General features: G+C 65.8%; 21 protein-coding genes. 2 read left to right on the top strand and 19 right to left on the bottom strand.

What is annotated here, in order from left to right; genetic code table 11:
* Window positions 1–286 precede the first annotated feature (286 nt).
* The 19 genes from ACPW75_RS25640 to ACPW75_RS25550 all read right to left on the bottom strand — a co-directional run bounded on the left by ACPW75_RS25640 (window position 287) and on the right by ACPW75_RS25550 (window position 21,233).
* Window positions 287–529 (bottom strand): DUF2274 domain-containing protein, encoded by a 243-nt coding sequence (locus tag ACPW75_RS25640; RefSeq protein WP_033475083.1) that lies wholly within the window; start codon window positions 527–529, stop codon window positions 287–289.
* Window positions 526–1,803 carry a TrbI/VirB10 family protein gene (locus tag ACPW75_RS25635; RefSeq protein ID WP_033475082.1) on the bottom strand — a complete coding sequence of 426 codons (1,278 nt, stop codon included), beginning with the start codon at window positions 1,801–1,803 and terminating at the stop codon, window positions 526–528. Before ACPW75_RS25635 ends, ACPW75_RS25640 begins: the two co-directional genes overlap by 4 nt.
* Before the next feature lie 2 nt (window positions 1,804–1,805).
* Window positions 1,806–2,810: a P-type conjugative transfer protein TrbG gene (trbG, locus tag ACPW75_RS25630; RefSeq protein WP_024889307.1), complete on the bottom strand. Its 1,005-nt coding sequence runs from the start codon at window positions 2,808–2,810 to the stop codon at window positions 1,806–1,808.
* Window positions 2,807–3,511 carry a conjugal transfer protein TrbF gene (gene trbF, locus ACPW75_RS25625; RefSeq protein WP_024889308.1) on the bottom strand — a complete coding sequence of 235 codons (705 nt, stop codon included), beginning with the start codon at window positions 3,509–3,511 and terminating at the stop codon, window positions 2,807–2,809. Before trbF ends, trbG begins: the two co-directional genes overlap by 4 nt.
* A 12-nt stretch (window positions 3,512–3,523) precedes the next feature.
* Entirely contained in the window at window positions 3,524–4,909 is a 1,386-nt protein-coding gene (gene trbL / locus ACPW75_RS25620; protein ID WP_024889309.1) for a P-type conjugative transfer protein TrbL, read from the bottom strand.
* On the bottom strand, window positions 4,906–5,226 hold the full coding sequence (locus ACPW75_RS25615; RefSeq protein WP_033475081.1) for an EexN family lipoprotein: 321 nt from the start codon (window positions 5,224–5,226) through the stop codon (window positions 4,906–4,908). The genes trbL and ACPW75_RS25615 overlap by 4 nt, the downstream gene beginning before the upstream one ends.
* A gap of 12 nt (window positions 5,227–5,238) precedes the next feature.
* Complete coding sequence (gene trbJ / locus ACPW75_RS25610) at window positions 5,239–5,964, bottom strand: P-type conjugative transfer protein TrbJ (RefSeq protein WP_033475080.1); 726 nt, start codon at window positions 5,962–5,964, stop codon at window positions 5,239–5,241.
* Window positions 5,961–8,420, bottom strand: a complete 2,460-nt coding sequence (trbE, locus tag ACPW75_RS25605) for a conjugal transfer protein TrbE (RefSeq protein ID WP_033475079.1) — start codon at window positions 8,418–8,420, stop codon at window positions 5,961–5,963. The genes trbJ and trbE overlap by 4 nt, the downstream gene beginning before the upstream one ends.
* A 12-nt stretch (window positions 8,421–8,432) precedes the next feature.
* A complete protein-coding gene (locus ACPW75_RS25600; protein WP_031656903.1) occupies window positions 8,433–8,705 on the bottom strand; it encodes a VirB3 family type IV secretion system protein in 273 nt (90 codons plus the stop codon).
* Window positions 8,702–9,094 (bottom strand): TrbC/VirB2 family protein, encoded by a 393-nt coding sequence (locus tag ACPW75_RS25595; protein ID WP_033475078.1) that lies wholly within the window; start codon window positions 9,092–9,094, stop codon window positions 8,702–8,704. The genes ACPW75_RS25600 and ACPW75_RS25595 overlap by 4 nt, the downstream gene beginning before the upstream one ends.
* Window positions 9,091–10,128, bottom strand: coding sequence for a P-type conjugative transfer ATPase TrbB (gene trbB / locus ACPW75_RS25590; RefSeq protein WP_031656907.1), 1,038 nt, complete (start codon window positions 10,126–10,128; stop codon window positions 9,091–9,093). The genes ACPW75_RS25595 and trbB overlap by 4 nt, the downstream gene beginning before the upstream one ends.
* Window positions 10,125–10,589, bottom strand: coding sequence for a ribbon-helix-helix protein, CopG family (locus tag ACPW75_RS25585; RefSeq protein WP_033475077.1), 465 nt, complete (start codon window positions 10,587–10,589; stop codon window positions 10,125–10,127). The genes trbB and ACPW75_RS25585 overlap by 4 nt, the downstream gene beginning before the upstream one ends.
* Complete coding sequence (locus ACPW75_RS25580; protein ID WP_425904491.1) at window positions 10,586–12,589, bottom strand: conjugal transfer protein TraG; 2,004 nt, start codon at window positions 12,587–12,589, stop codon at window positions 10,586–10,588. The genes ACPW75_RS25585 and ACPW75_RS25580 overlap by 4 nt, the downstream gene beginning before the upstream one ends.
* Window positions 12,590–12,825: 236 nt before the next feature.
* Window positions 12,826–13,104, bottom strand: a complete 279-nt coding sequence (locus ACPW75_RS25575) for an EexN family lipoprotein (RefSeq protein WP_425904490.1) — start codon at window positions 13,102–13,104, stop codon at window positions 12,826–12,828.
* The gene (locus ACPW75_RS25570) at window positions 13,101–14,042 is read right to left on the bottom strand and encodes a LysR family transcriptional regulator (protein ID WP_425904489.1); all 942 of its coding nucleotides are present in this window, start codon (window positions 14,040–14,042) and stop codon (window positions 13,101–13,103) included. Before ACPW75_RS25570 ends, ACPW75_RS25575 begins: the two co-directional genes overlap by 4 nt.
* A gap of 162 nt (window positions 14,043–14,204) precedes the next feature.
* Window positions 14,205–15,470 (bottom strand): MFS transporter, encoded by a 1,266-nt coding sequence (locus tag ACPW75_RS25565; protein WP_225521518.1) that lies wholly within the window; start codon window positions 15,468–15,470, stop codon window positions 14,205–14,207.
* Entirely contained in the window at window positions 15,467–16,885 is a 1,419-nt protein-coding gene (locus tag ACPW75_RS25560; protein WP_425904488.1) for an efflux transporter outer membrane subunit, read from the bottom strand. Before ACPW75_RS25560 ends, ACPW75_RS25565 begins: the two co-directional genes overlap by 4 nt.
* Window positions 16,886–16,889: 4 nt before the next feature.
* Window positions 16,890–20,036 carry a multidrug efflux RND transporter permease subunit gene (locus ACPW75_RS25555; protein WP_425904487.1) on the bottom strand — a complete coding sequence of 1,049 codons (3,147 nt, stop codon included), beginning with the start codon at window positions 20,034–20,036 and terminating at the stop codon, window positions 16,890–16,892.
* Between the two features lie 18 nt (window positions 20,037–20,054).
* Entirely contained in the window at window positions 20,055–21,233 is a 1,179-nt protein-coding gene (locus tag ACPW75_RS25550; RefSeq protein WP_225521988.1) for an efflux RND transporter periplasmic adaptor subunit, read from the bottom strand.
* Window positions 21,234–21,363: 130 nt separating this feature from the next.
* On the opposite strand from ACPW75_RS25550, the gene ACPW75_RS25545 reads away from it, so the two are divergent.
* Window positions 21,364–22,098 (top strand): response regulator, encoded by a 735-nt coding sequence (locus ACPW75_RS25545; protein WP_425904495.1) that lies wholly within the window; start codon window positions 21,364–21,366, stop codon window positions 22,096–22,098.
* Complete coding sequence (locus tag ACPW75_RS25540; RefSeq protein ID WP_425904494.1) at window positions 22,095–23,168, top strand: ATP-binding protein; 1,074 nt, start codon at window positions 22,095–22,097, stop codon at window positions 23,166–23,168. Before ACPW75_RS25545 ends, ACPW75_RS25540 begins: the two co-directional genes overlap by 4 nt.
* Window positions 23,169–23,202 lie beyond the last annotated feature (34 nt).

Genomic DNA, 23,202 nt, shown 5'->3' with positions numbered 1-23,202 from the left:
TTCCGGTGTCAAGTGTTTTGTGAAAACAGCCTGATGGCCGGAAGTCTATATGGGGCGCGGGTTTAGCTCTACTTCGGGCCGCTTTGCGGGGCTGCGGCGTTGTGGACTAGGAGCCACATAAGAGCGTCGCGGTAGAAAGCCGGAGCGTGCTGCATCGGGGACGATTGCCAGCAGACGGCGGCCGCGTCTCATCATCATAGCCCACAACGCCGCAGCCCTCCAGAACGAAGAACGCGCAGCCTTGGGCTGCGCGTTCGAGGGATGGATACCACGGGAACCGGCGTCATCAGCTTGGCTTCGACGGCGCGGCCTTGCCCGCGCCTCCCTTCCTGAATCCCCGATCCCCCGCCATGAAGGCTTCCAGCATGTGCGGAATCAGCACCGTGGCATCGACCGCTTCGCCGTAGGTCTGCGCGTGCAGCGCGGCGTAGCGGTCGAGGTCGGCTTTCAGGCTGGCCGGGCAAGCAAAGGTCAGCTTCGTGGATTCGGTTTTCGGCAGCGGCCCCAGCCGCAGCTTGCGCGTCGTCATCGTGAAGTCCCCCTGTTGAAGAAAAGCGGCTGGTACGGCCGCAGCACCAGATCGCGGTTGACGATGATGCGAACCGGCAGGCCCGGCCGTTCGGTCAGCGTCGGTTGGATGTTCATGTTGCGCCGTGTCATCTCTTGGCCGACCTGATTGATGCTGTCTTGGGCGCTGTCGCGGCCGGCGATGATGACGCGATCACCGTCCTGCCGGTTCTCCGGCGCGGCCAGCTCGGCACCGACACCCAGCAGCGTGGTCAGCGCCGCGCCGGCAAAGATGCGGCCCCAATGCCAATCCACGTCGTCTTCCAGCCCGGCATAACCGGCCGGGTCGGTGCCGGCCAGGTTGTCGAGCGTGAGCGAAGACGTGTCGGGCAGGATGATCCGGTTCCACACCACCTGCACGCGGCTCTGCCCGTAGCTGACCTGGCTGTTGTATTTGCCCAGGATGCGCGAACCCTGCGGGATCAGCAGGAACTTGCCGGTGGCCGTGTCATAGACCGGCTCCGTCACCGTGGCGATCACGTCGCCCGGCAAGTCCGACTTGATGCCCGTCACCAGCGCCCCGGCGACCACCGTTCCGGCCATGACCTGATACGGCGAAGCCGGCAGGGTCAGATTGCCGGAATTACGGGTTTCCGTGGTTCCGGCTTTCTGGAACGCCTCTTTCTGGTCTTGCCGGTTCTGTACGGCGGTCGGGTCGGCAGGCTGGGCCGCCGTCGAGGCCGGGCCAGCCGCCAGTGGGTCGAACGCCGCATTGGCGGCGAAGCCCTGCGAGGCAGCCACCTGCGTCTGCGCTACCGGCGCGGCCTTCTGCGAACCCGAGCGGAAGAACACCGACGATGCCGCAGCCGCTTCGGCTTCCTTGCGCAGCGCGTCGTTCGGGTCGTGGCCGGGGGCCGCGTAGGCGGCCGTCACCGGCTGCTGCGACTTCACGATGGCCGGGCCAAGATCGCCCGGTAGTGGCGGCCCCAGCTCGGGTGCGGCGGGCGGCAAGGCCGGCAGCTTCGAGTAATCGGTTGGCAGCGCGTCCAGCCCTTCGGACTTCGACACGCGATCGACGTTGTAAAGCTCGGTCTGCTCGCCGGCTCCGCGCCGCTGTGGCTGCAATGACCAGATCGTGGCGCCGAGCACGGCGACCGACAGGCTGCCGACGAGGATGGCCAGCGTGCGCCGGTTCAGGCGCGTGACCGGGCGCGGCTGGGCGCGCAGCGCCACCGCCTCGGGCGCGACCTTGCCCGCCTGCGGCGTGGCGAGGTCGGGGGTGTCGTCCTGGCTCATGGTCAGTTCCTCCGCGCAACGCCGTCCGTGCGCTCGATTCGCACCACGTCGCCCTTGTCGCCGCCCAGGCGCAGTTCGGCCGCGCCGAACAGCCGATCCACGATGTAGTACGGCGAGCGGAAGCGGTAGTTCACCAGTTGTCCATCGCCCTGCGCGCCGATGACGAACAGGGGCGGCAGCTCGCCTTGCGCGATGCCCGCCGGAAACTGGATATAGACCTTCTCGCCGTCATCGAAAGCGCGCAGCGGCTTCCACGGCGGATTGCTGCCGCTGATCGCGTAGCGGAAGCGCAGGTTCTCCAGCGCCAGCCCGGTATCGACCGGCGCTGCGGCGCTGGCCGCCTGCGCCTGGCGCTGCAAGGCCAGCATCCGGTCGCGCGGGTACTCCCAGGACGCCGACGCCATCCACGTCTTTTCCGTCGAGGTCAGCTCCAGCAGATAGGTGCGGCGGCTGGTCGTGATGACGAGATTGGTCTTGAGTCCCGAGCGGATCGGCTTGACCAGCACGTTCACGCGCAGGTCGGCGCCGCTGCCGCTGGACGTGTCGCCCACGATCCAGCGCACGGTATCGCCGGCGGCCACCGTCACCAGTTCCTCGCCCGGCTGGAGCGAAATCACGGTCACGCGGCCCACGGCCGCATAGACCTGATAGAGCGCGCCATCGGTGAAGGGCCACACCTGAATCGCGTTGACGTAGCCCTCGCGCGTGGGCGCGACGCGGGCCTCGGCGTTGGCGCGCGAGACACGCACCTTCTCGTCGGCCGGTTCCGGCGTAGGTTTGGCGTCTTCGGCCTCGGGCACCGGCATCAACTGCGCCGGCATCGGCAGCACCTCGGGCACGGCCACCACCTCCACCGGCGCGGGCGGTTCGGGCAGCGGCTGGGCCTGCACCGGCTCATCGAGCGAGATGGTCGGCGGCGGCTTGCCTTGCGTGGCGCAGCCCGTGAACAAGACAGTCGAAGCCAGCAGGATCACCGGCAAGGCGGATTTACGGAAAAGTGCATTCATGGTTTGGCTCCTTCGGAAGAATCCAGCTCGCGGCTCCACGACAAGCCGTTGACGTAGATGCCCAGGGGGTTCTTGCGCAGGCGTTCTTCGGTGCGCGGCGGCTGGAGCACGATGGACACCACGGCCGTCCACCGCTCCAGGCCCGCCGCGGCGCCGTTGACGTAGCGGCGCTCCGTCCAGCGCACGTTGAAAGACGTGTCGCTTGCGCGCACGACGCTGGTGATCTGCACCGTCACCGACTCGCGACCGATACGAGCGAACGGGTCACTGGTGCGGGCGTAGTCGTTGAGCACGGCCGCGCCCTTGTCGGTCGTGTAGTCGTAGGCATCGAGCCAGTTCTGCCGCACGACGATCGGGTCGATGGACAGTGAGCGCACCAGCGTCACGAAACGCGCGATGTGGTGCGCCGTCTGCGCATCGTTGGGCCGGTACGGCGTGGCCGCTTCGCCCACGGCGCGCACCTGGCCTGCGTTGTCCACCTCCACCACGTAGGGCGTCACGATGGATTGCGCCGAGCGCCACACTAGGCCGCCGGCCATCAGCAGCGCGAGCGTCAGGCAGCCGAAGGCCATGAGGCGCCAGTTCTTCGCCTGCACGCGCGGCGAGCCGATGCGCTCGTCCCACACCTGGCCGGCAGCTTGGTACGGAGTGGCAGGCTGCGGCGTGTCGGCGTAGCGCACCTGCGGTCGCTTGAATCGCATGGTCAGTTCTCCTTATGAATCGGAATCGCGCAGGCTTGGGCCTTGGCCCGAGCCGCCGCCATCGCCGCCGCGCAGCGTGTGCGCGGTGGTGGTCGCGGCATGGGTGAGTTGCTGGCGGCGATGCAGCCGCTTGGCCCAAGCGGGTTGCGCATTGGCTGCGCCGGAAGTGGCCTCGCCTGCGGCGGCCCGGCCGGATGCCCCGGCTCCACCGGCTGCCGTGCCATCGTCAGCAGCAGCGCCGCTCCAGCCGGAGCGGAAGGGAGCTGCCATGCGTTGCCCAGCAGCGGAAGCACGGGATGCGATGCCGCGCCCGGCGGACTGCGCGCCGGTCTTGGCGACATTGCCCAAGCCGGCCATCGCGCCCTTCGCGCCACCGCCTGCGGCGGCGGAACCGGCCTGGAACGCCGAGCGTGCGCTGCTGGCCGTCGAGGCGGCAGCACGCGCGCCGCTGCCGGCGAGCTTGGCGGCGGCAGGCGCCATGCGCGCCCCGGCCATGACCGCGCCGCCCACGCCCGTCGCGGCAGCGCCTACGGCAACGGCCGTGCCGGCTGCGCCTACAGCAGCGCCGGCCATAGCGCCGGCGCCGAGCTGCGGCGCACCGGACACCAGGCCCGTAGCGATGCCAGGGCCGAAGATGCCCAGCGCCAGCAAGGTGAGCGACGCAAGCATGATGACCAGCGCGTGGTCGATGGACGGGTCATCGGGATGAACCTGGAACTCGGCGAACAGGCCCGAGCCGATGCCGACGATCACGGCCAGCACCAGTACCTTGACGCCGGACGACACCACGTTGCCCAGCACCTTCTCGGCGAGGAACGCCGTCTTGTTCCACAAGGCAAACGGCACCAGCACGAAGCCCGCGAGCGTCGTCAGCTTGAACTCGATCAGCGTGATGAAAAGCTGGATTGCCAGCACGAAGAAGCACAAGACCACGACCAGCCAAGCGAGGAACATCACCGTGATGGCATCGAGGTTCACAAACACCTCGGGGAAACCGGCCATCTCGCCGACTTGCTCCAGAATCGGAGCGCCTGCGTCGATGCCGGTTTTCGCCAGTCGGCCCGGCTGCAAGAAGTTCTCCATCGTGATGGTCGAGCCGGTGGCCGTCAGGCCCAGCCCGGCGAAGGAGCGGAACACGATGCCGGCCAGCCAGTTGAAGTTGCCGATGATGTAAGCGAAGGCACCGACGTAGAGCACCTTGCGCAGCAGCTTGGCGATCACGTCCTCGCCCTGGCCGGTGGCGTGACTCATCGCCCAATACAGTCCGGCGATCGTCATGTCGATGACGATCAGCGTGGCGGTGAGGAAGGCCACTTCGCCCTGCAACAGCCCGAAACCCGAGTCGATGTAGGTGGAGAAGATGTTGAGGAAGCGGTCGATGATGGTCACGTCATTCATGGCGTGTCCTCCGGTACGGCGGTCAAGGGCGGCGCTTCGCCATCGGCCGGTTCATCGAAGCTCGGCGGGATCGGCGGCAGGTCGGCCAGCGTCTGGTATTCATCCGGCCCGGCCTGGCCGGAGAAGAAGCGCCGCCGGAAGGCTTCGGCGGCGGCACGGCAAGCGTCCTCGCCCGTGGCCTGCCGGTCGGCCGCGCATTGCGCGCGCAATGCCTTCAACCGCGCGGGATCGGCGGCCAGGGCATCGGCAAGGTGGTCGGCCGGCTGCTCGCCGCAAGCGGCAAGCAGCGCGACACACAGGACGAGGACGCATCGCATAGCGGCCTCCCGTCAGTTGCCGTAGAAGTTCACGGACTGCGGCGTGTACGGCGTGCCGTCGCCCAGGAAGCGCCGCCGCACCTCGCGGGCGCGCTCCGTGGCTGCCGCCTGCCGCGCCAGCTCCAGCGACGCCGCCCGGTCTTGCGTGATCTGGAGCCGCTGCGACTGGATCGACTGCTTGGCCTGCAAGGCCAGCAACTGGTTCATGGCCTGCATCGCCTGCAACGCACCTTCGGCCGACTGGCTCTTGCCCACAAGATCCGCCAGCACACTTTCGTCTTCGCCCAGGTTCTGCGACACCTGCGCCTGCATTTGCATGGTGGTCTGCAAGCCGTTGAGCGTGTTCCGCCAACGCTCCTGCGCGTCGCGGTACATCTGGTCGCCGCTGACGGTGGCGGCGTACTGCTCGGGATACAGGCGTGCGAACTCCCGATCCAGATTCGTCACGTCGTAGGCCAAGCCGCGCGCCTGGTCGATCAGCCGCTGCGTGGTTGCCAGATTGGCGCGCAACTGGCCGACCACGCTGGACGGCAGGCTGGCGAGGTTGCGTGCCTGGTTCATCAGCATCTGCGCTTCGTTCTGGAGCTGCTGAATCTGGTTGTTGATCTGCTGCAACGTGCGGATCGCGGTCAGCGTGTTCTGCACGAGGTTCGTGGGATCGACCACGACCCATTGCGCATGGGCGGTGGCGGTGCAAAGCATGGCCGCGATGGCGGCGGCGACAAGACGCTTCTTCATGACAGGCTCTCCTGTGGGTGGTCGGTGGTACGGAGGGAACCCGGCGCCAGGCCGGGGAACGAGGGCAGCAGGTCGGCCGCCCAATCGAGGCCGCGATGGCGCAGCCAGGCGCCCGCGAAGCCGGGTGCGCCGGCGTCCAGCAGCACGCGGTCTATGTCGCGCTGGTCTTGCGGCGTGGAAGCGCCCGCGAAGGCCAGCGTCGCCGGCCCCAGGTCGAGGTCGAACAGGCGGTTGCCGAGACGGGATTGGTAGTAGTAGTCGCGCTTGGGCTGCGCGGTGGCGACGATCTCGATCTGCCGGCTGTTGAGGCCGAAGCCCTCGTAGATCGTGCGAATCTGCGGCTCGGTGGCCTGCGGGTTCGGCAGGAAGATGCGGCTAGCGCAGCTTTCGATGATCGCCGGGGCGATGCTCGAATCCTTGATGTCGGCGAGCGACTGCGTGGCGAAGATGACGCTGACGTTCTTCTTGCGTAGCGTCTTGAGCCACTGGCGGATACGCGCGGCAAACACCGGGTCATCGAGGAACAGCCACGCTTCATCGAGGATCAGCAGCGTGGGCGCACCGTCAAAGCGTTCATCGAAACGCGCAAAGAGGTAATGCAGCACGGCCATGACGGCGGCCTTGCTGTGCATCAGTTCCTCCATCTCGAAGCACTGCACGTCGGCCATGCCCAGCCGGTCATGGTCGGCGTCCAGCAGCTTGCCGTGGATACCGCCGAGCACATAAGGCGACAGCGCCTGCCGCAGCGTGTTCGATTGCAGCAGCACGGAAAGCCCCGTCATCGTGCGCTGCTCCACCGGCGCACCGGCGAGGCTTCCCAGCGCCGACCAGATAGCCGCTTTCTCGTCGGGGCCTACCGCCACGCCTTCGTGCAGCAAGCGGCCTTCGATCCACTCGGCGGCCCAGGTGCGGTAGCCCTCACGGTCGATGCGTGCCAAGGGCTGGAAGGCGATTTCTCCGTCCGTGCCCAAGTCGTAGTGTTCGCCGCCCAGCCCAAGGATCGTGGCTCGCATGGAGCGGCCCATGTCGAAGGCGAAGATGCGTGAGCCGCGATAGCGGCGGAATTGCATCGCCAGCGTGGCGAGCAAGACCGACTTGCCCATGCCAGTCGGCCCCGCGACCAGCGTGTGGCCCACGTCGCCGATGTGCGTCACCAGCCGGAACGGCGTGGCGCCATCGGTGCGCGTGACGATCAGCGGCGGGCCGTCGAGGTGATCGTTCTTCTCCGGCCCGGCCCATACCGCCGACACCGGCATCATGTGAGCCAGGTTCAGTGTCGAGACGATGGGCTGGCGTACGTTGGCGTAGGCGTTGCCCGGAATGGACGACAGCCACGCATCCACGGCGTTGAGCGTTTCGGGGATGGTGACGAAGCCGCGTCCCTGGATGACACGCTCCACCATGCGCAGCTTTTCGTCGGCCACGGCCGGGTCGGCATCGAGCACCGTCACCGTGGCAGTGAGGTAGCCGAAGGCGACTTGATCGCTGCCCAACTCCTGCAGGGCGGCATCGGCGTCGGCCGCCTTGTTGCTGGCGTCGGTATCGACCAGCGGGCTTTCCTGCTGGAAGATCGTTTCGCGCAGCAGCGCGACGACGTTCTTGCGCTTGGCGAACCACTGGCGGCGCAGGCGGGCGAGTTCTTTTTCCGCCTCGGCCTTGTCCAGGCAGAGAAAGCGCGTACTCCAGCGATAGGCAAATCCGAGGCGGTTGAGGTCGTCCAGAATCCCCGGCCAGGTCGAGGTCGGGAAGCCCCGCACCGATACCACGCGCAGGTGCTGGTCGCCCAGCATGGGCGCCAGACCACCGACCAGCGCAGAGTCGGTCAGCAGCGCGTCGATATGGAACGGCACTTCGGGCACGCCGACGCGGTAGCGCTGCGTCGATATGGTGGCGTGCAGGTAGGTCAGCGTCTGGCTGTCATCGAGCCAAGCGATTTCCGGCATCACGCCATCGAGCAGGTCAAAGACGCGATCCGTCTCCGCGACGAAGGCTTGCAGCCGCTCGCGCCAGTCCACGCCTTCGGTGGGCCGGTTCTCGTACAGCATCCCCGCCGCGCGGGCACGCGATTCCTCGGGCGGCAGGTACACCAGCGTCAGGTGATAGCCGCTCTCGAAGTCGTTGCCCGATTCCTCGAAGGTGGCTCGGCGCTCCTCCTCCACGAGCCACGACAGCGGCTCGGGAAACTCCGAGTGCGGATAGTCGGCAGCGGGTCGGCGCTCGGCCTCAATGAACAGCGCCCAGCCCGAACCCATGCGACGCAGCGCGTTGTTCAAGCGCGCCGACGTGGCGATCAACTCGCCTTGCGTCGCACTGTCGAGGTCAGGCCCGCGAAACCGGGCCGTGCGCTGGAAACTACCGTCCTTGTTCAAGATGACGCCCGGCGCGACCAACCCGGCCCACGGTAGCCAGTCGGCGAGCAGTGCGGGCCGCTGGCGGTATTCGGCAAGGTTCAGCATGGCGGCGTCCCCTCACACGTCCAGCAGCGGGCGGTGCTTGATGTGCCGCGCGAACACGGTCATGAACTGCGGATCGACGCGCGCGCCCCATACCGCCAGCGAGTGGCCGACGATCCAGAGCACGACACCGGGAATCCACAGTTGCAGGCCCAGCCCCACTGCGGCAGCGAGCGTGCCGTTGGCGATCGCCACGGTGCGTGGCGCACCGCCCAGCAGGATCGGCTCGGTCAGCGAGCGATGCAGCGGCACTTCAAACCCGGCCGCAAAGGCATCCGGGGCACTCATACGACGGCCCCGCCGGAGAAGCTGAAGAACGACAGGAAGAAGCTCGAAGCCGCGAAGGCGATGGACAGGCCGAAGACGATCTGGATCAGCTTGCGGAATCCGCCGGACGTGTCGCCGAACGCGAGTGCGAGGCCCGTGGCGATGATGATGATGACCGCGACGATGCGCGCCACTGGCCCCTGGATGGATTCGAGGATGGATTGCAGCGGGCCTTCCCACGGCATCGAGGAACCGGCGGCCTGCGCGGTTCCGGCCATGAACAGCAGCAGCGCGGCCAGCAGCAGTCCTTGCCCCGCAGGGCGTGCCAGGCTGCGCAGCCGTGCCAAGCCGGTCAGGTGAGGAAGCGGATCTACGAAAATACGGAAAGCAGGAACGTGCATCTGCGTCATGGCAGTTCTCCAGGGTGGTTGAGGGACGGGGAAGAAAGGTCGGACTGCGATGGCAGCTCGGGAAATGGCGCATCCATCGCGTCCGCCAGTTGGTAGCCCACGCCGTCGAAGCCGACGACGCGGGCGATGCTCTCGATGCGGCGCTTGCGCCCACGCCCGGCGATGTAGATCACCACGTTGACCGCCTCAGCGATCAGCGCACGCGGCGGGTTCACGGCCACTTCGAGAATCAGTTGCTCCAAGCGCAGCAGCGCGCCGAGCGCGGAACCGGCGTGGATCGTGGCGATGCCGCCGGGGTGGCCCGTTCCCCACACCTTGATGAGATCCAGTGCTTCGGCGCCGCGCACCTCGCCGACGACGACGCGATCAGGCCGCAGGCGCATGGACGAGCGAACCAGCTCGGTCATCGACACCACGCCTGCGCGGGTGCGCAGGGGAACGTGGTCGCGGGCCGCGCATTGCAGTTCCACCGTGTCTTCGAGCACCAGCACGCGGTCGCCGGTGGCGGCGATTTCGGCGAGCAAAGCATTGGCGAGCGTGGTCTTGCCGCTGCTGGTGGCGCCGGCGATCAGCACGTTCTGCCGCTCGCGCACGGCCCGTACCAGAAAGCCCGCCTGCGCGCTGGTCATCATCCCGTCGATGACGTACCGCTCCAGCGGGATCACGCCGATGGCGCGCTTACGCAGCGCGAAGGCTGGCCCCGGCGCGGCGGGCGGCAAGATGCCCTCGAAGCGTTCGCCGGTCTCGGGCAGCTCGGCCGACAGCAGCGGCTGGCCGCGATGCACTTCCGCGCCGACGTGGGCCGCCACAAGACGGATGATTCGCTCGCCGTCCGCTTCGGACAGCTCCACGCCCATCGGCGCACGCCCCGATGAAAGCCGATCCACCCAAAGGGTGCGGTCGGGATTCAGCATGACTTCCACCACGTCCGGGTCTTCGAGCGCGGCGGCGATCAGCGGCCCCATCGCCGTGCGCAACATCTGGATGCGCCGGTCGAGCGACGTGGCGGTCATGGATTGCGGAACGGCGCTCATGACGCACGCTCCTGTGCTTGGGCGACTGCCGCCGCGTCCTCCATCCGCATCGGATCGGGGTGCAGTTCCTCCACCACGTCGCGCACCAGGCTGCGTCCGCGTAGCAGGTGGCGCCCAAGCTGCTCCACGAACTGCTCGAAGCGTGCTTTGCCCTGGGCGCGAGCCGCGTCTTGGTGCGCCTCGGGAACGGGCGTGCTCACGGTCAGGTAGTAGCGGATGAACAGCGCCAGCGTTTCGATGGCGATGTTCTGGTCGCGCTCCATGCGCTCCGCCTGCCGCGACAGGCGATCAAGCCGCTTGGCGATGGCCGCCTCGCGCTGGTCGGCGGCATCAGGCGACAACCACGATGCGAGCGCCGCCGCGACGATGGACGACTTGGACACGCCTTTCTTGGCGGCCAGCTCGTCCAGGCGCTTGGCGTGCTCCGGCTGGATGAACAGGTTGAGGCGGTAGTGGCTCATAGCTCGATTCCGTCGTTGGGGTCGAGGGAAGCCAGCCGCGCCGTGCGCTGCATGGCCGGGTCAAGCTGGCGAGGAAGGGGAAGCGGCAGGTCGTCGTCGTCATCGAGCAGCGCGAGGTCGGCAGCCGGCACGGCCAGCTCGGGGGCGTAGGCGACGGTTTCGGAGAGTTCGGGTTGACGGCGTGGGCCACCGTCATCGGCAGAGGCAGCGAAGCCCTCAGCGGTATCGGACGCAGGCGCGACGGGCATGGCGGGAATAGCCAGGCCGCTCCAATCATCCGAGCGCGACGGCGGCGCGTCCGCGTACTGCCCGTTCGCCAGTGCAGGCGGCGGCAGCACGCGGCGCTTGAAATTGGCGTCCGCGTAGTAGCGCAGCTTCTTCGCCTTGATCGGCGCCACGCTGGACACCATGACCACCGCCTCGTCGGGCGGAAGCTGCATGACTTCGCCCGGCGTCAGCAGCGGACGGGCCGTTTCCTGGCGCGACACCATGAGGTGCCCCAGCCACGGCGCCAGTCGGTGGCCCGCGTAGTTGCGCTGCGCGCGCAGTTCGGTCGCGGTGCCCAGCGTCTCGGAAATCCGTTTGGCGGTGCGTTCGTCGTTGGTGGCGAACGTCACCCGGACATGGCAGTTGTCGAGGATGGAGTGGTTCTGGCCGTAGGCCTTGTCGATCTGGTTGAGCGACTGCGCAATGAGGAAGCTGCGGATGCCATACCCCGCCATGAAGGCCAGCGCCGTCTCGAAGAAGTCCAGGCGCCCCAGCGCCGGGAACTCGTCAAGCATCAGCAGCAGCTTGTGCCGGCGATCGATGCCGTCGGAGCCGTCGAGCGATTCGGTGAGGCGCCGACCGATCTGATTGAGGATTAGGCGAATGAGCGGCTTTGTCCGCGAAATGTCCGAAGGCGGCACCACCAGGTACAGCGACACCGGATGCTTGGCCGCGATCAGGTCGGCGATGCGCCAGTCGCAGCGCGAGGTGACTTCGGCCACCGTGGGATCGCGGTACAGGCCGAGGAACGACATGGCCGTGGAAAGCACGCCCGAGCGTTCGTTGTCGCTCTTGTTGAGGACTTCGCGCGCCGCCGAAGCGACGACAGGATGCGGACCATCGCCGAGGTGCGGCGTGGTCATCATCCGGTGCAAGGTCAGCTCGAAGGGGCTGGCCGGATCGGACAGGAAGTTGGCGACGCCGCGCAGCGTCTTGTCCTCGCCCGCGTAGAGCACATGCAGGATGGCCCCGACCAGCAGCGCGTGGCTGGTCTTCTCCCAATGATTGCGCTTTTCCAGCGCGCCTTCGGGATCGACCAGAATGTCCGCGATGTTCTGCACGTCGCGCACTTCATGCGCGCCGCGTCGAACCTCCAGAAGTGGGTTGTAGGCGGCCGATTTCGCATCGGTCGGGTTGAACAGCAGACAATGCGAGAAGCGCGAGCGCCACGCTGCGGTGATCTGCCAGTTCTCGCCCTTGATGTCGTGGATGACGGCCGAGGCCGGCCAGGACAGCAGCGTCGGCACCACCAAGCCGACACCTTTGCCCGAGCGCGTGGGCGCAAAGGTCAGGACGTGTTCCGGGCCTTCATGTCGCAGGTACTGCCGGTCGTGCTGGCCGAGGAACACGCCGGCCGGCTGTGTGAGGCCGGCCTTACGAATGTCTTCCGCGTTCGCCCAGCGTGCCGAGCCGTAGGTCGTGACCATGCGTGCCTGGCGCGAGCGCCAGACCGACATGGCGATGGCAACGACCACGGCGACCATGCCGCTGGCGCCGGCAATGGCACCGCCGGTGTCGAAGACCTCCGGCGCATAGGCGCCGAAGAAGAACCACCACTCAAACAGCTTCCACGGGTGGTAGATCGGCGTGCCAAGAAAATCGAACCAGGGAGAGCCAAGGCGTACTTGGTAGCCAAGGGCCGCTGCTGTCCATTGTGTGGCGCCCCACACGCCGGCGATCACGATGCCGAATACGACGGCGATCTGACCGAACAGCACGTTTGTCCCTTGCATAACCTGGCCTCCGATTTCTCCTGCGCTGATTCCTCATGGAAAAAGCGGCACAAGGGCGTGCCGCAAGCGTCAGGATCGGTGCCGGGTCAGTGCCGGTCAAAGACCGTTTCCAGCAGAAAGGTCGAGCAAAAAGACAGAATTCGCGCGGCGTCGAATCAAAGAAAAACGCCGCAAGCGATAGCGCATTGCGGCGTGTCGAACAGAAAATTAAAGGCGATGCAGCGAAAAACCAGAAATCAGAACTTGGGCGATTCTTTCGGCGGTGTGTAGGGCGTTTCACCGTCACCATAGAACCGTTTGCGCGTGGCCTCGGCCACCCGATTGCACAACACGTCACCCAGCTTGGGGCGATCCGTCTTGCATTGCTGGCGCAGTTCTTTGAGCCGTTGGGGGTTGGCCGCCAGTTCTTCCACTGTTGGGATTTTCGTGTCCGAGGCATCTGCCTTCTGAGGGGCCGCGGACTGGTTGCAAGCAGTCAACGCGGCAGCCAGTAGAAACGGAAGGATCTTCTTCATGATGCGGGTTCCTCCGGTACGTCAGAACAGCCTCGCATGGGCCTGGGAGATTCCAGCGATTCGATTGCCTGTACGCGCCCAATGAACCGTTCTAGCACTTCTGGCGGCTCACCTTCGGGGTACAGCAAATAGGTGGTCAGCGGTGGCACGCACGCCGCCAGCGACCGGGCCACTACGCCAGCTTCACGGCTGGCGGCAATGTGTGCCGCGCCTGCCAGCCCGAGCGCGAAGCCAGCCGACACCAGTGCCATCATCAGGTCGACGGATGCCACCCGCTCCGCGATCAGCGGCTCCATTTCGGTACGGCGCAATACTCGCTCGACATGCTTGGCATGGCCTTCGCAGACTTGTGGGTCACACAGGACAAGCGGGTAGCGCAGCAGTTCGTCTAGCGGAATACGCTTGTGTGCCAGCAGCGGATGCCGAGCTGGCACTGCAACCATGAGCGGGTCGCTCCAGACAGGCAGTGCGACGATGCCGTCGCCTACTTCGTCGGACTGCGCAAATCCCACGTCGTACAGATCGTCATGCAGTCCCTTGATCTGCTGCGAAAGAGAAACCTCGAAGAATCGGATTTCAACCTCAGGCTCTTCCTGCCGGCACAGTGCAAGCAAAGCGGGGAGGCGCGAAGGGGTAATCCCATCAGATAAGGCGATGCGGAGTTGCCCGTGAAAACCGTTCGCCGCCGCTTTTACGCTGTCGCGTGCTTGCTCCAAAGCAGTGAATACGCGGCGCACATGATCAAGGAAGAGATAACCCGCACGAGTTAGTCGTGTGCTGCGTGTGGTGCGAGCAAATAGCACCACACCAAGATCTTCTTCAAGCTCCTTGATTGCCCGCGACAAGGGAGATTGCTCAATGTGAAGCCGCTCTGCGGCTCGCGCAAAATGAAGTTCCTCCGCAACAGCGAGGAAGCACCGCAAATGTCGTAGCTCCATCTTCTTGTGGTCTCCATTTTTGTGCGCTAGCTGGCCGCGATCAACCGCAAGCGTTATGTCGCGCTAATCTTGGCTTTTGAGTTTCGAGAGAACGAAATATCTTTTTTTTTGACGCTATCACTTGCGCACCCCGTTCATGGTCTCGTTGAATATCTGGCTTAACTAGCGGCGACCCAGAGCGAGCAGGGACGGCGAAAGAAACCCAGCAAGGCTCGCTAGCGCACCGAGCGAGCCCGCAACAAGGAAAACGCCCCGAACACCAACCCACTCGCCCAATGGCGCAGCCAGCGCCAAGCCCACTGGCGACGCGAGCGCCATGATGGTCGTCATCAGCGCCAGTACACGACCTTGAAGCTGATTGGGAATCGTCGTCTGCAGCAAAGCTGTCAAGGGCGCATTGCCGAACGCGAAGCTGATGCCGCTCATCACCCACCAGGCTACTGCCACGCCGAACAGGCTGCTCGGTGCCAAGGCCGTGAGAGCGATCGATGCGCAGGACAGCGCAAAGCCCGCCAGTATCCAGAGCACCAGTCTGCGCGGCGCCATGGCTGCCATCAGCATGCCTCCCAACAACATGCCGCCTCCTGCCAGTCCTTCCATCAGGGCCACCTGCGGTGCTCCACCACCAAAATGCACCTTGACCAGCAGAGGCACCAGCATGAAGGTGGGCATGATCGCCAGCACGACCACACCGAGCAGGAGGTAAAGCTGGCGCAGACCGGGTGTATGCCAGACCATATGAACGCCCTCCCGGAACTCACTCCATAGGCCGTTCTTGCGCGCATGGCGATCAATGGCCTGGGGAATGCGATAGCGCAGCAGCGGCACGATGCCCAGCAGCGCCGTGAAGACGTCGATCGAAAGCGCCCAGCCGATCGGCATCACACCGATCGCCAGCGCCCCCAACGGGGCGGCTGCCACCAAGGTGAGGCTTTGCAGCGACTGGTTCAGGCCCGCCGCGCGAACGACGAAGCTCCTTGGCACCAACATGGCAACGCTCGCGGACGCTGCCGGCGCCTGGAAGGCTTGCATCGCGCTACGCACGGCCATCATCGTGTAGGCGTGCCAAAGCTCGATGCGCTCGGTGAGAAACAGGGCGATCAGCACCAACATGCAAAGTGCGCTCACGACATCGGCCGTGATCATCAGCAGTCGGCGGCTGTAGCGATCGGCCAGCGTTCCCCCCAGCGGGCCCAGCACGGCCTGCGGCAACAAGGCCGCCATGCCGGCAGCGGACAACGCGGCCACGCTCCCCGTGATATCGGTGATCCACCACAGCAGGACGAACTGCGTCAGCGACGAACCGACGAGCGACATCGCCTGTCCGCCGAAGATGGCCCAGAACCTGAGCCGCCACGGCGTCCCTTCCACACCGTCGGGTGCGTGCGCGGGCGGCTCTGTCCGAGAAATGTCGAGCCCCGTCGTCATTGGCTGGCCGAAGCTGTCGCTTCTTCAATGAGGCCTCCGCCCAGGGCCTTGTACAGCGCCACGGCACTACCGAACGCATCGCGGCGCAGGTCCAGCAGCGTCTGCCGAGCCGCATACAGTTGCCGCTGGGCGTCCAGCAGTTCCAGGCGACCCTCGACACCGGCGCGATAACGCAGATTGGACAGTTCGGAACGGCGCTCGGCGCTGTCCACCACGCGCTGCTGCGCAGCGATCTGGCGGCCGAAGGTCTGTTGCCCGGACAGGCCATCGGCGACCTCGCGGAACGCAGTCTGAATCGCGCGTTCGTACTCGACCACGGCGCTGGATTTGCGCACTTCGGCCAGGCGCAGTTCGGCACGCAGCCGCCCACCCTGGAACAAGGGCTGGACGATCTGCGGCGAAAAGCTCCAGACCCGGTTCTGGCTGTCGAAAAGGCCGCTCATGGCCGGGCTGGCATAGCCCAGCGATGCCGTCAGCGAGATGCGCGGAAAGAAGGCCGCGCGCGCGGCGCCGATATCGGCATTGGCTGCGACCATGGACTGCTCGGCCTGTCGGATGTCGGGCCGCCGCGTCAGCAGGTCAGAGGGCAAGCCGGCTGGCAGTGCCGTGAGCACCGGCTGGCGGTCGAGCGGCAAGCCCTGGGGCAGATCATCGGGCAGATCGGCACCTGCCAGCAGGCGCAACGCATTCTGCGCCTGAGCCAGCGCCCGGGTGCGTGCCTCCAGATCCGCCTCTGCCGTTGCGACCTGTCCTTCGGCCTGAGCCACTTCCAACCCGCTGTTCTGCTGCGCCTGCCGCAGCAAGCGGGCAAGGTCGAGAGACTGCTGCCAATCGGCCAGCGTGCGTTCGGCCAGGTCGCGCTGCTCCAGCGCCAGGCGCTCGGCCAGGTAGGCATCGGCCACTGCGCCCACTAAGGCGATCTGGGCAGCGCGCCGCCCTTCCTCGGTGGCCAGGTAGCGCGCAAAGGCAGCTTCTGACAACGAGCGTATGCGCCCGAACAAATCGATCTCGAATGCGCTCAGGCCGAGGCCGACACCGATCTGCTCGGTGACGACCGTGGACTGGGAGGTTGCGTCCTGTCCATTGGCCGCGGCCCGCTGCCGCGTCGCCTGGCCGCTGGCGTCGATACCGGGCAGACGCGCGGCGCGCTGGATGCGGTACTGGGCCTGGACCGCCTCGACGTTCAAGGCAGCCAGCCGCAAGTCGCGGTTGTTTTCCAGCGCCATCGCGATCAGGCGCTGCAGCCTGGCATCGGGGAACATGGTGCGCCACCCGATGTCCGCGGCCGGGATCGACGCGGGTGCCGCCGCGGCCATGGGAAACACCGCCGGCACGGGAGCGTCGGGCTTGAGCAGCGGCGGCGTCAGCGAGCAGGCCGACAGCGACAGCGTGAGCAGAGGGATCAAACGTCTCATGGCATCAACCCTCCTGTCCACGACGGGCTTGCAAGAGGGCTGGCTGGCGCGATGCTCTCCAACCATCGAAGCGCTCCTGCAGCCCCATCACCACGACGTAGAACACCGGCACGAAGAACACGGCCAGCACGGTGGCGGTGAACATGCCGCCGAACACACCCGTGCCGATGGCATGCTGGGTCTCGGCGCTGGCGCCAGTGGCCATCATCAGGGGCACCACGCCTAGGCCGAATGCCAGGGACGTCATCAGGATGGGCCGCAGCCGCAGCCGCGCCGCTTCCACCGCGGCTTCCACCAGGCCCTTGCCCTGATCGCGCAACTGCTTGGCAAATTCCACGATCAGGATCGCGTTCTTGGCCGACAAGCCGATGACGGTGATCATGCCGACCTTGAAGAACACGTCGTTGGGCAAGCCCCGCAGCAAGACGGCGCCCACCGCGCCGATCAAGCCGAGCGGCACCACCAGCATCACCGACAGCGGAATCGACCAGCTCTCGTAGAGCGCGGCCAGCACCAGGAACACCACCAACATGGACAGGGCCATGAGCATGGGGGCCTGCGACGCCGAATCACGCTCCTGCAGCGACTGTCCGGTCCAGGCCACTGCGAAGCCCGGCGGCAGTTGCGCCGCCAGCCGCTCCATTTCGGCCATGGCTTGTCCGCTGGAAGCACCGGGCGCCGCCGCACCAGAGATTCGCGCGGCGGGAAAGCCCTGGTAGCGCACCAATTGCAACGGTGTGTCGTTCCACACCGGCGTGACCACTTCCGACAAGGGCACCATGCCGCCACGGGAGTTGCGCACGTACAGGCGCAGCACGTCGTCGATCTGCATGCGTGCTGGCGCATCGGCCTGGACGATGACCTGCTGCATGCGCCCTCTGTTCGGAAAGTCGTTCACATAGGACGAACCCATCGCGGTCGACAGCGTTTCGCTGATCGTGCCGAACGAAACCCCCAGGGCTTCGGCCTTGACCCGGTCGATGTCCAGGCGGATGCTGGTGCCGGCGGGCAGGCCTTCGGGGTAGACGCCGGTGACCACCTTGCTTTGTGCGGCCAGTTGCAGCAGCTTCACCTCCGCTGCCTTCAGGGCCGCATGCCCCTGATTGGCGCGGTCCTGCAGGCGCATCGTGAAGCCGGAGCTGGTGCCCAGTTCGTCGATGGCCGGGGGCATCAGACTCATCACGCTGCCTTCAGCGATGCCGGCCATGGCGTCCTGGACACGCGCCACCTCGTCCTGCGCCGTCGCTCCATTGCGCTGCTTCCAGTCCTTGAGCGTGGTGAAGGCCATGGCTGCATTCGGCCCCGAACCCGAGAATCCGAAACCCAGGACCGACATGTTGGAATCGATGCCAGGCCGCGAAGCCACGTGCTTCTCGTAGGTCTTGACGATGTCCAGCGTGCGCTCGACGGTCGCATCCGCCGGCAACTGAATCGTGGTCATGAAGTAGCCCTGATCTTCTTCGGGCAGAAAGGCCGAGGGCAACTGCCGGAAAGCGAGGAACAGGATCGCCGTCAAGGCCGCAAACACCAGCATGACCCGTCCGCTGCGCGCCAGCAGACGGCCAACGCCGGACTCGTAGCGCTGGGTCATGTGCTCGAACTTGCGATTGAACCAGCCGAAGAAACCACGCTTCTCGTGGTGCGCGGGGTCCACCGGTTTGAGCAGCGTTGCACACAGCGCCGGAGTCAACGTCAGCGCGAGGAAGGCGGAGAACAGGATCGACACCGCCATGGACAGCGTGAACTGCTGGTAGATCACACCCACCGAGCCGCTGGCGAAAGCCATGGGAATGAAGACCGCCGTCAACACCAGGGTGATGCCGATCACCGCACCGGTGATCTCCTTCATCGCCTTGATGGTGGCTTCCTTGGGACCCAGCCCCTCCTTGGCCATGATGCGCTCGACGTTCTCGACCACCACGATGGCATCGTCGACGATGATGCCGATCGCCAGCACCATGCCGAACATGGTCAACACGTTGATCGAGAAACCGGCCGCCAGCATCACCGCGAAGGTGCCCAGCAGCGCGATCGGCGCCACGATCGCCGGGATCAGCGTGTAGCGGGCGTTCTGCAAAAACAGGAACATGACCGCGAACACGAGCGCCATCGCCTCGATCAGGGTCATCGCCACCTTCTGGATGGAGATCTTGACGAAGGGCGCGGTGTTGAAGGGGGCCGAATAGCTCATGCCCGCCGGCAGCGTCGACTTGAGCTCGTCCAGCCGGGCGAGGATGGCGTCGGCGGTGCGCACCGCATTGGCACCCGGCGAGAGCTGCACCGCTGCCGCCGTGGAGACCTGGCCGTCCTCTCGCGTCGAGAATCCGTAGGACTGTGCGCCCAACTCGACCCGAGCCACATCACCCAGCACCACCTTGGAGCCGTCGGCATTGGCGCGCAGCACGATGGCGGCGAACGCTTCGGGTGATTCCAACTGACCTTGCACGGTCAGAGGCGTGGTGACCCGCTGCCCGGGTGTCGTGGGTGCATCGCCCACGCGTCCCGGGGCGATCTGCGCGTTCTGCTGCGTGATCGCATTGCTGATGTCGCTCATCGACACGCTGAGCGCCGTCAGCTTGTTCGGATCCACCCAGATACGCAGGGCCTGTTCGGCGCCGAACAACTGCACTCGGCCCACGCCCTCGATGCGGCGCAGTTCCTCGACCACGTTGCGCGCCATGTAGTCGCTCAGTGCGGTGCCGTCGTAACGGCCGTCCGCGGATTTCAGGCCCACCATCATCAGGAAGTTCGACGATGCTGACGCTACGCTCAGGCCGTTCTGCCTGACCGCTTGCGGCAGACGTGCCTCGACGGCCTTCAGGCGGTTCTGCACGTCCACCTGCGCCAGTTCCGGATCGGTTCCGGGTTTGAAGGTGACGTTGATTTCCGCCGTGCCGGAGGTGTCGGACGATGACTGGAAATACAGCAGGTTCTTGACGCTGGACAGTTCGCGCTCGATGACGCTGAGCACCGAGTCGTTCACGGTCTGCGGCGTGGCGCCCGGATACGTCACGTAGATGTTGACCGCGGGCGGCGCCACGGAAGGAAAGCGGGCGATCGGCAGTTGCGGAATGGCGATCAGCCCCAACAGGATGATGAACAGCGCGACGACCCAGGCGAACACCGGGCGATGGATGAAGAACTGTGGCATGGCAACGGCTCCGATGGGTCAACGCGCGGGCGCTGCCGCGTCTGCGGGCGCAGGTGCCTGCGGCGGCTGCGTTTCGACCAGGGCATCCTCGGCAAGGCGCTCAATCCCTGCGACCACCACCTGCTGCCCTGCGCTCAACCCCGATCCGATGCGGTATCGGCCTTCACTGACTTCGCCCAGCTCCACTGCGACAAGCCTGGCCTTGGCGCTGCCATCCACCGTCCAGACATGCGGCTTGCCGTCGACCCGGACCACGGCCTGCTGCGGCACCATGATCGCCTCGGCATAGTTGGCGCGGGGCACCCGGGCACGCACAAACATCCCTGGCAACAGGCGCTGCTGCGGGTTGTTCACCAGCACGCGCAGCAACAGGTCGCCCGTTCCGGCATCCACGTTGATGCCGGAGAACAGGATGCGTCCCGTCACCTCGTAGGGCGAACCATCGCTGCGCAGAATGGACACGGAAAGTCCACCGTTGCGTGACGGTTGCGCCGCCATCGCCTCGTGCAACGCGTCCAGCGAACTCGCCGGGCGTCTTACGTCGACGTACACCTGGTCGATCTGCTGCACGCGCGCCATCGGCGTGCTGTCGCTGCTGGCGACCAGCGCGCCCTCCGTCACCAAGGCCTGATCGATGCGGCCGGCAATCGGCGACTCCACCATGGCGAACTTCAGATCCAGCCGGCGGCGCGACAAAGTTGCGCGCGCCTGCGCCACGTCGGCCGCGGCCTGCTGCCGCTGCGACACCGCATCGTCATAGACCTGGCGGCTGATCGCATCCGCCTTGACCAGCGGCTCCAGCCGCTCCGCATGCGTGCTGGCTCGCGCCAACGCAGCCTCGGCCCGCTGCAAAGCGGCTGCCGCCGTCTCTTCCTCGGCACGGAAGGGCGAGGGGTCGATTTCGAACAACGGTTGCCCCGCGCGCACATCCGCGCCTTGGTCGAACAGACGGCGCCGCACGATACCGCTGACCTGCGGGCGGATCTCGGCGATGCGAACCGGAGCAACCCGCGCCGGCAGATCCTCGGTCAACTCCAGCCGGGTTGGTGCAACGGTAATGACCGTCACCTGGGGGGTGGGCGTGCTCATGCCCTGCTCGGCGGCAGGGCCGCAGCCGACCAGTGCGGTGACTACCGCTGCTGCCGCCAGCCGCAGGACGGGCAAGCCGCGCATGCGACAGCGTCGTTCGATCTTCATGACGATTCCTTCTTGTACTGGCATGCGATTGCCAGTCGAATGGTCGTCATTCTGAGTAAGTGGGGTGATGTTTACGCCGTCATTGTGTGGAGATATGATGGAGATAACAGATTTCTTCTACGGTCGCTCCATGCCTGATTTCCCTCTCCCGCCAAGAGGCGCCGCGACGCTCCAGGCCCTGGTTCTGATCGCCGAGGACGAGCCCGAAATTGCCGAGATCCTTCAGGCCTACCTGGGGCGCGCCGGCCTGCGCACCCTCCATGCCGAAGATGGGCGCAAGGCGCTGAACATGCATCTGTCGCTGAAGCCGGACCTCGTGTTGCTTGATGTACAGATGCCGAAGCTGGACGGCTGGAGGGTGCTCTCCGAGATCCGGCATCGCGGTGATACCCCGGTCATCATGTTGACGGCGATGGACCAGGACATCGACAAGCTCATGGGCCTGCGCTTCGGTGCTGACGACTACGTAGTCAAGCCGTTCAACGCAGCAGAGGTCGTTGCACGAACGCAAGCAGTGCTGCGTCGCTCGATGGCCGACACCAGCCGCCACATGCGCGTGTTGCGGGTGCCCCCCTTTGAAATCGATCTGGACCAGCACGAGGTGACCGTGCAAGTGAATGGAGGCACTCATACGCTCGCATTGACGCTCACCGAATTCAGATTGCTGACGCACATGGCACGTGCGCCCAAGAAGGTCTGCACGCGAGCAGAACTGCTGGCGGCCTGTTTGCCCGAGGGCGATTCGCTGGAGCGAACGGTCGACAGCCACATCAGCAAGCTGCGCAAGAAGCTGGAAGACCTGGGGGTCCAGGGCATTCCCGTTGGCATTCGCGGGGTGGGTTACCGGCTGTGGGGCACGGAATGAAGCTTGTCGGCCTGAGCCGCCAGATCGCACTGACCATGATGGCGCTGGCCTTTGGCGTTACCTTGCTGGTGGTGCTGACTTCCTATGTCTTCTATTTCTTTGCCATCAGCTATTGGCCGAACTTGTTCAGCCAACCTACCTTGGTTCCAACGGGTCCCGAATGGATCTGGATCGCCACGACGACGTTGGCCGGTCTTGCGTTCGCGGTCGTGGTTGCCGTGCATCTGGCGCGCCGCATTCTGGTGCCATTGAACTCTGTCACGGACAGCATTCGGCGGGTTGCACAGGGGGATCTGGAGGCTCGCGCAGTCGCCGGGGATCGCTCGTTGGGTGAAGCCGCAGGCCTGGCTGACGACTTCAACGCACTCGCCACGCAGTTGCAGCGCACGACCGGGGAAATGGCGTTCTGGAACGCGGCCATCGCCCATGAACTGCGTACACCGGTGACCATCCTGCGCGGGCGCCTGCAAGGGCTGGCCGAGGGCGTTTTCACGCCCGATGCGTCTCAGTTCCGCAGTTTGCTCAATCAGGTCGAAGGGCTGACTCGACTGATCGAAGACCTGCGCGTGGTCAGCCTTGCCGAAAGCGGTCATCTGGGCCTTCAGGTCCGTGATGCCAATCTGTCCACGGAGGTTGAATCGGTGGTGGATTTCTGCCGGCATGCCCTCCAGGTCGCAGGTCAGCATCCGGTCCTCGATCTGCAAGCGGGATCGGTGCAATGCGACCCTGTGCGAATTCGCCAGGCGTTACTCGCGCTGCTGGAAAACGTCCGGCGGCACGCGGTTCCGGGGGTGGTCCTTGTCCAGACACGACAGGAGCACGGGTGGTGTTCCCTGCGCGTGGAAGATGATGGCCCCGGGATTCCGCCCGAGTCTGCCGCACAGGTGTTCCGGGCGTTCCGGCGTGTGCGTAGCGGAGACGAAGCAGGAGCGGATGCTGGAAGTGGTCTTGGCTTGGCGGTGGTGGCCGCCATTGCGCGTGCCCATGGGGGAGAAGCCAGTTGCATTCCTTCGACAAGGGGCGGAGCCTGCTTCGAGTTGCGCTGGCCCCAGCGCACTATCGACCACTAGGCCGAGGGATCGTCGCAAGACAACAAGGGCATCA

The sequence above is a fragment of the Aeromonas sp. FL131 genome, assembly GCF_049860615.1.
Taxonomy (GTDB): domain Bacteria; phylum Pseudomonadota; class Gammaproteobacteria; order Enterobacterales; family Aeromonadaceae; genus Aeromonas; species Aeromonas hydrophila.
Note: the sequence above shows the minus strand (reverse complement) of the source record. Positions and strands in the feature narration are given on the sequence as shown.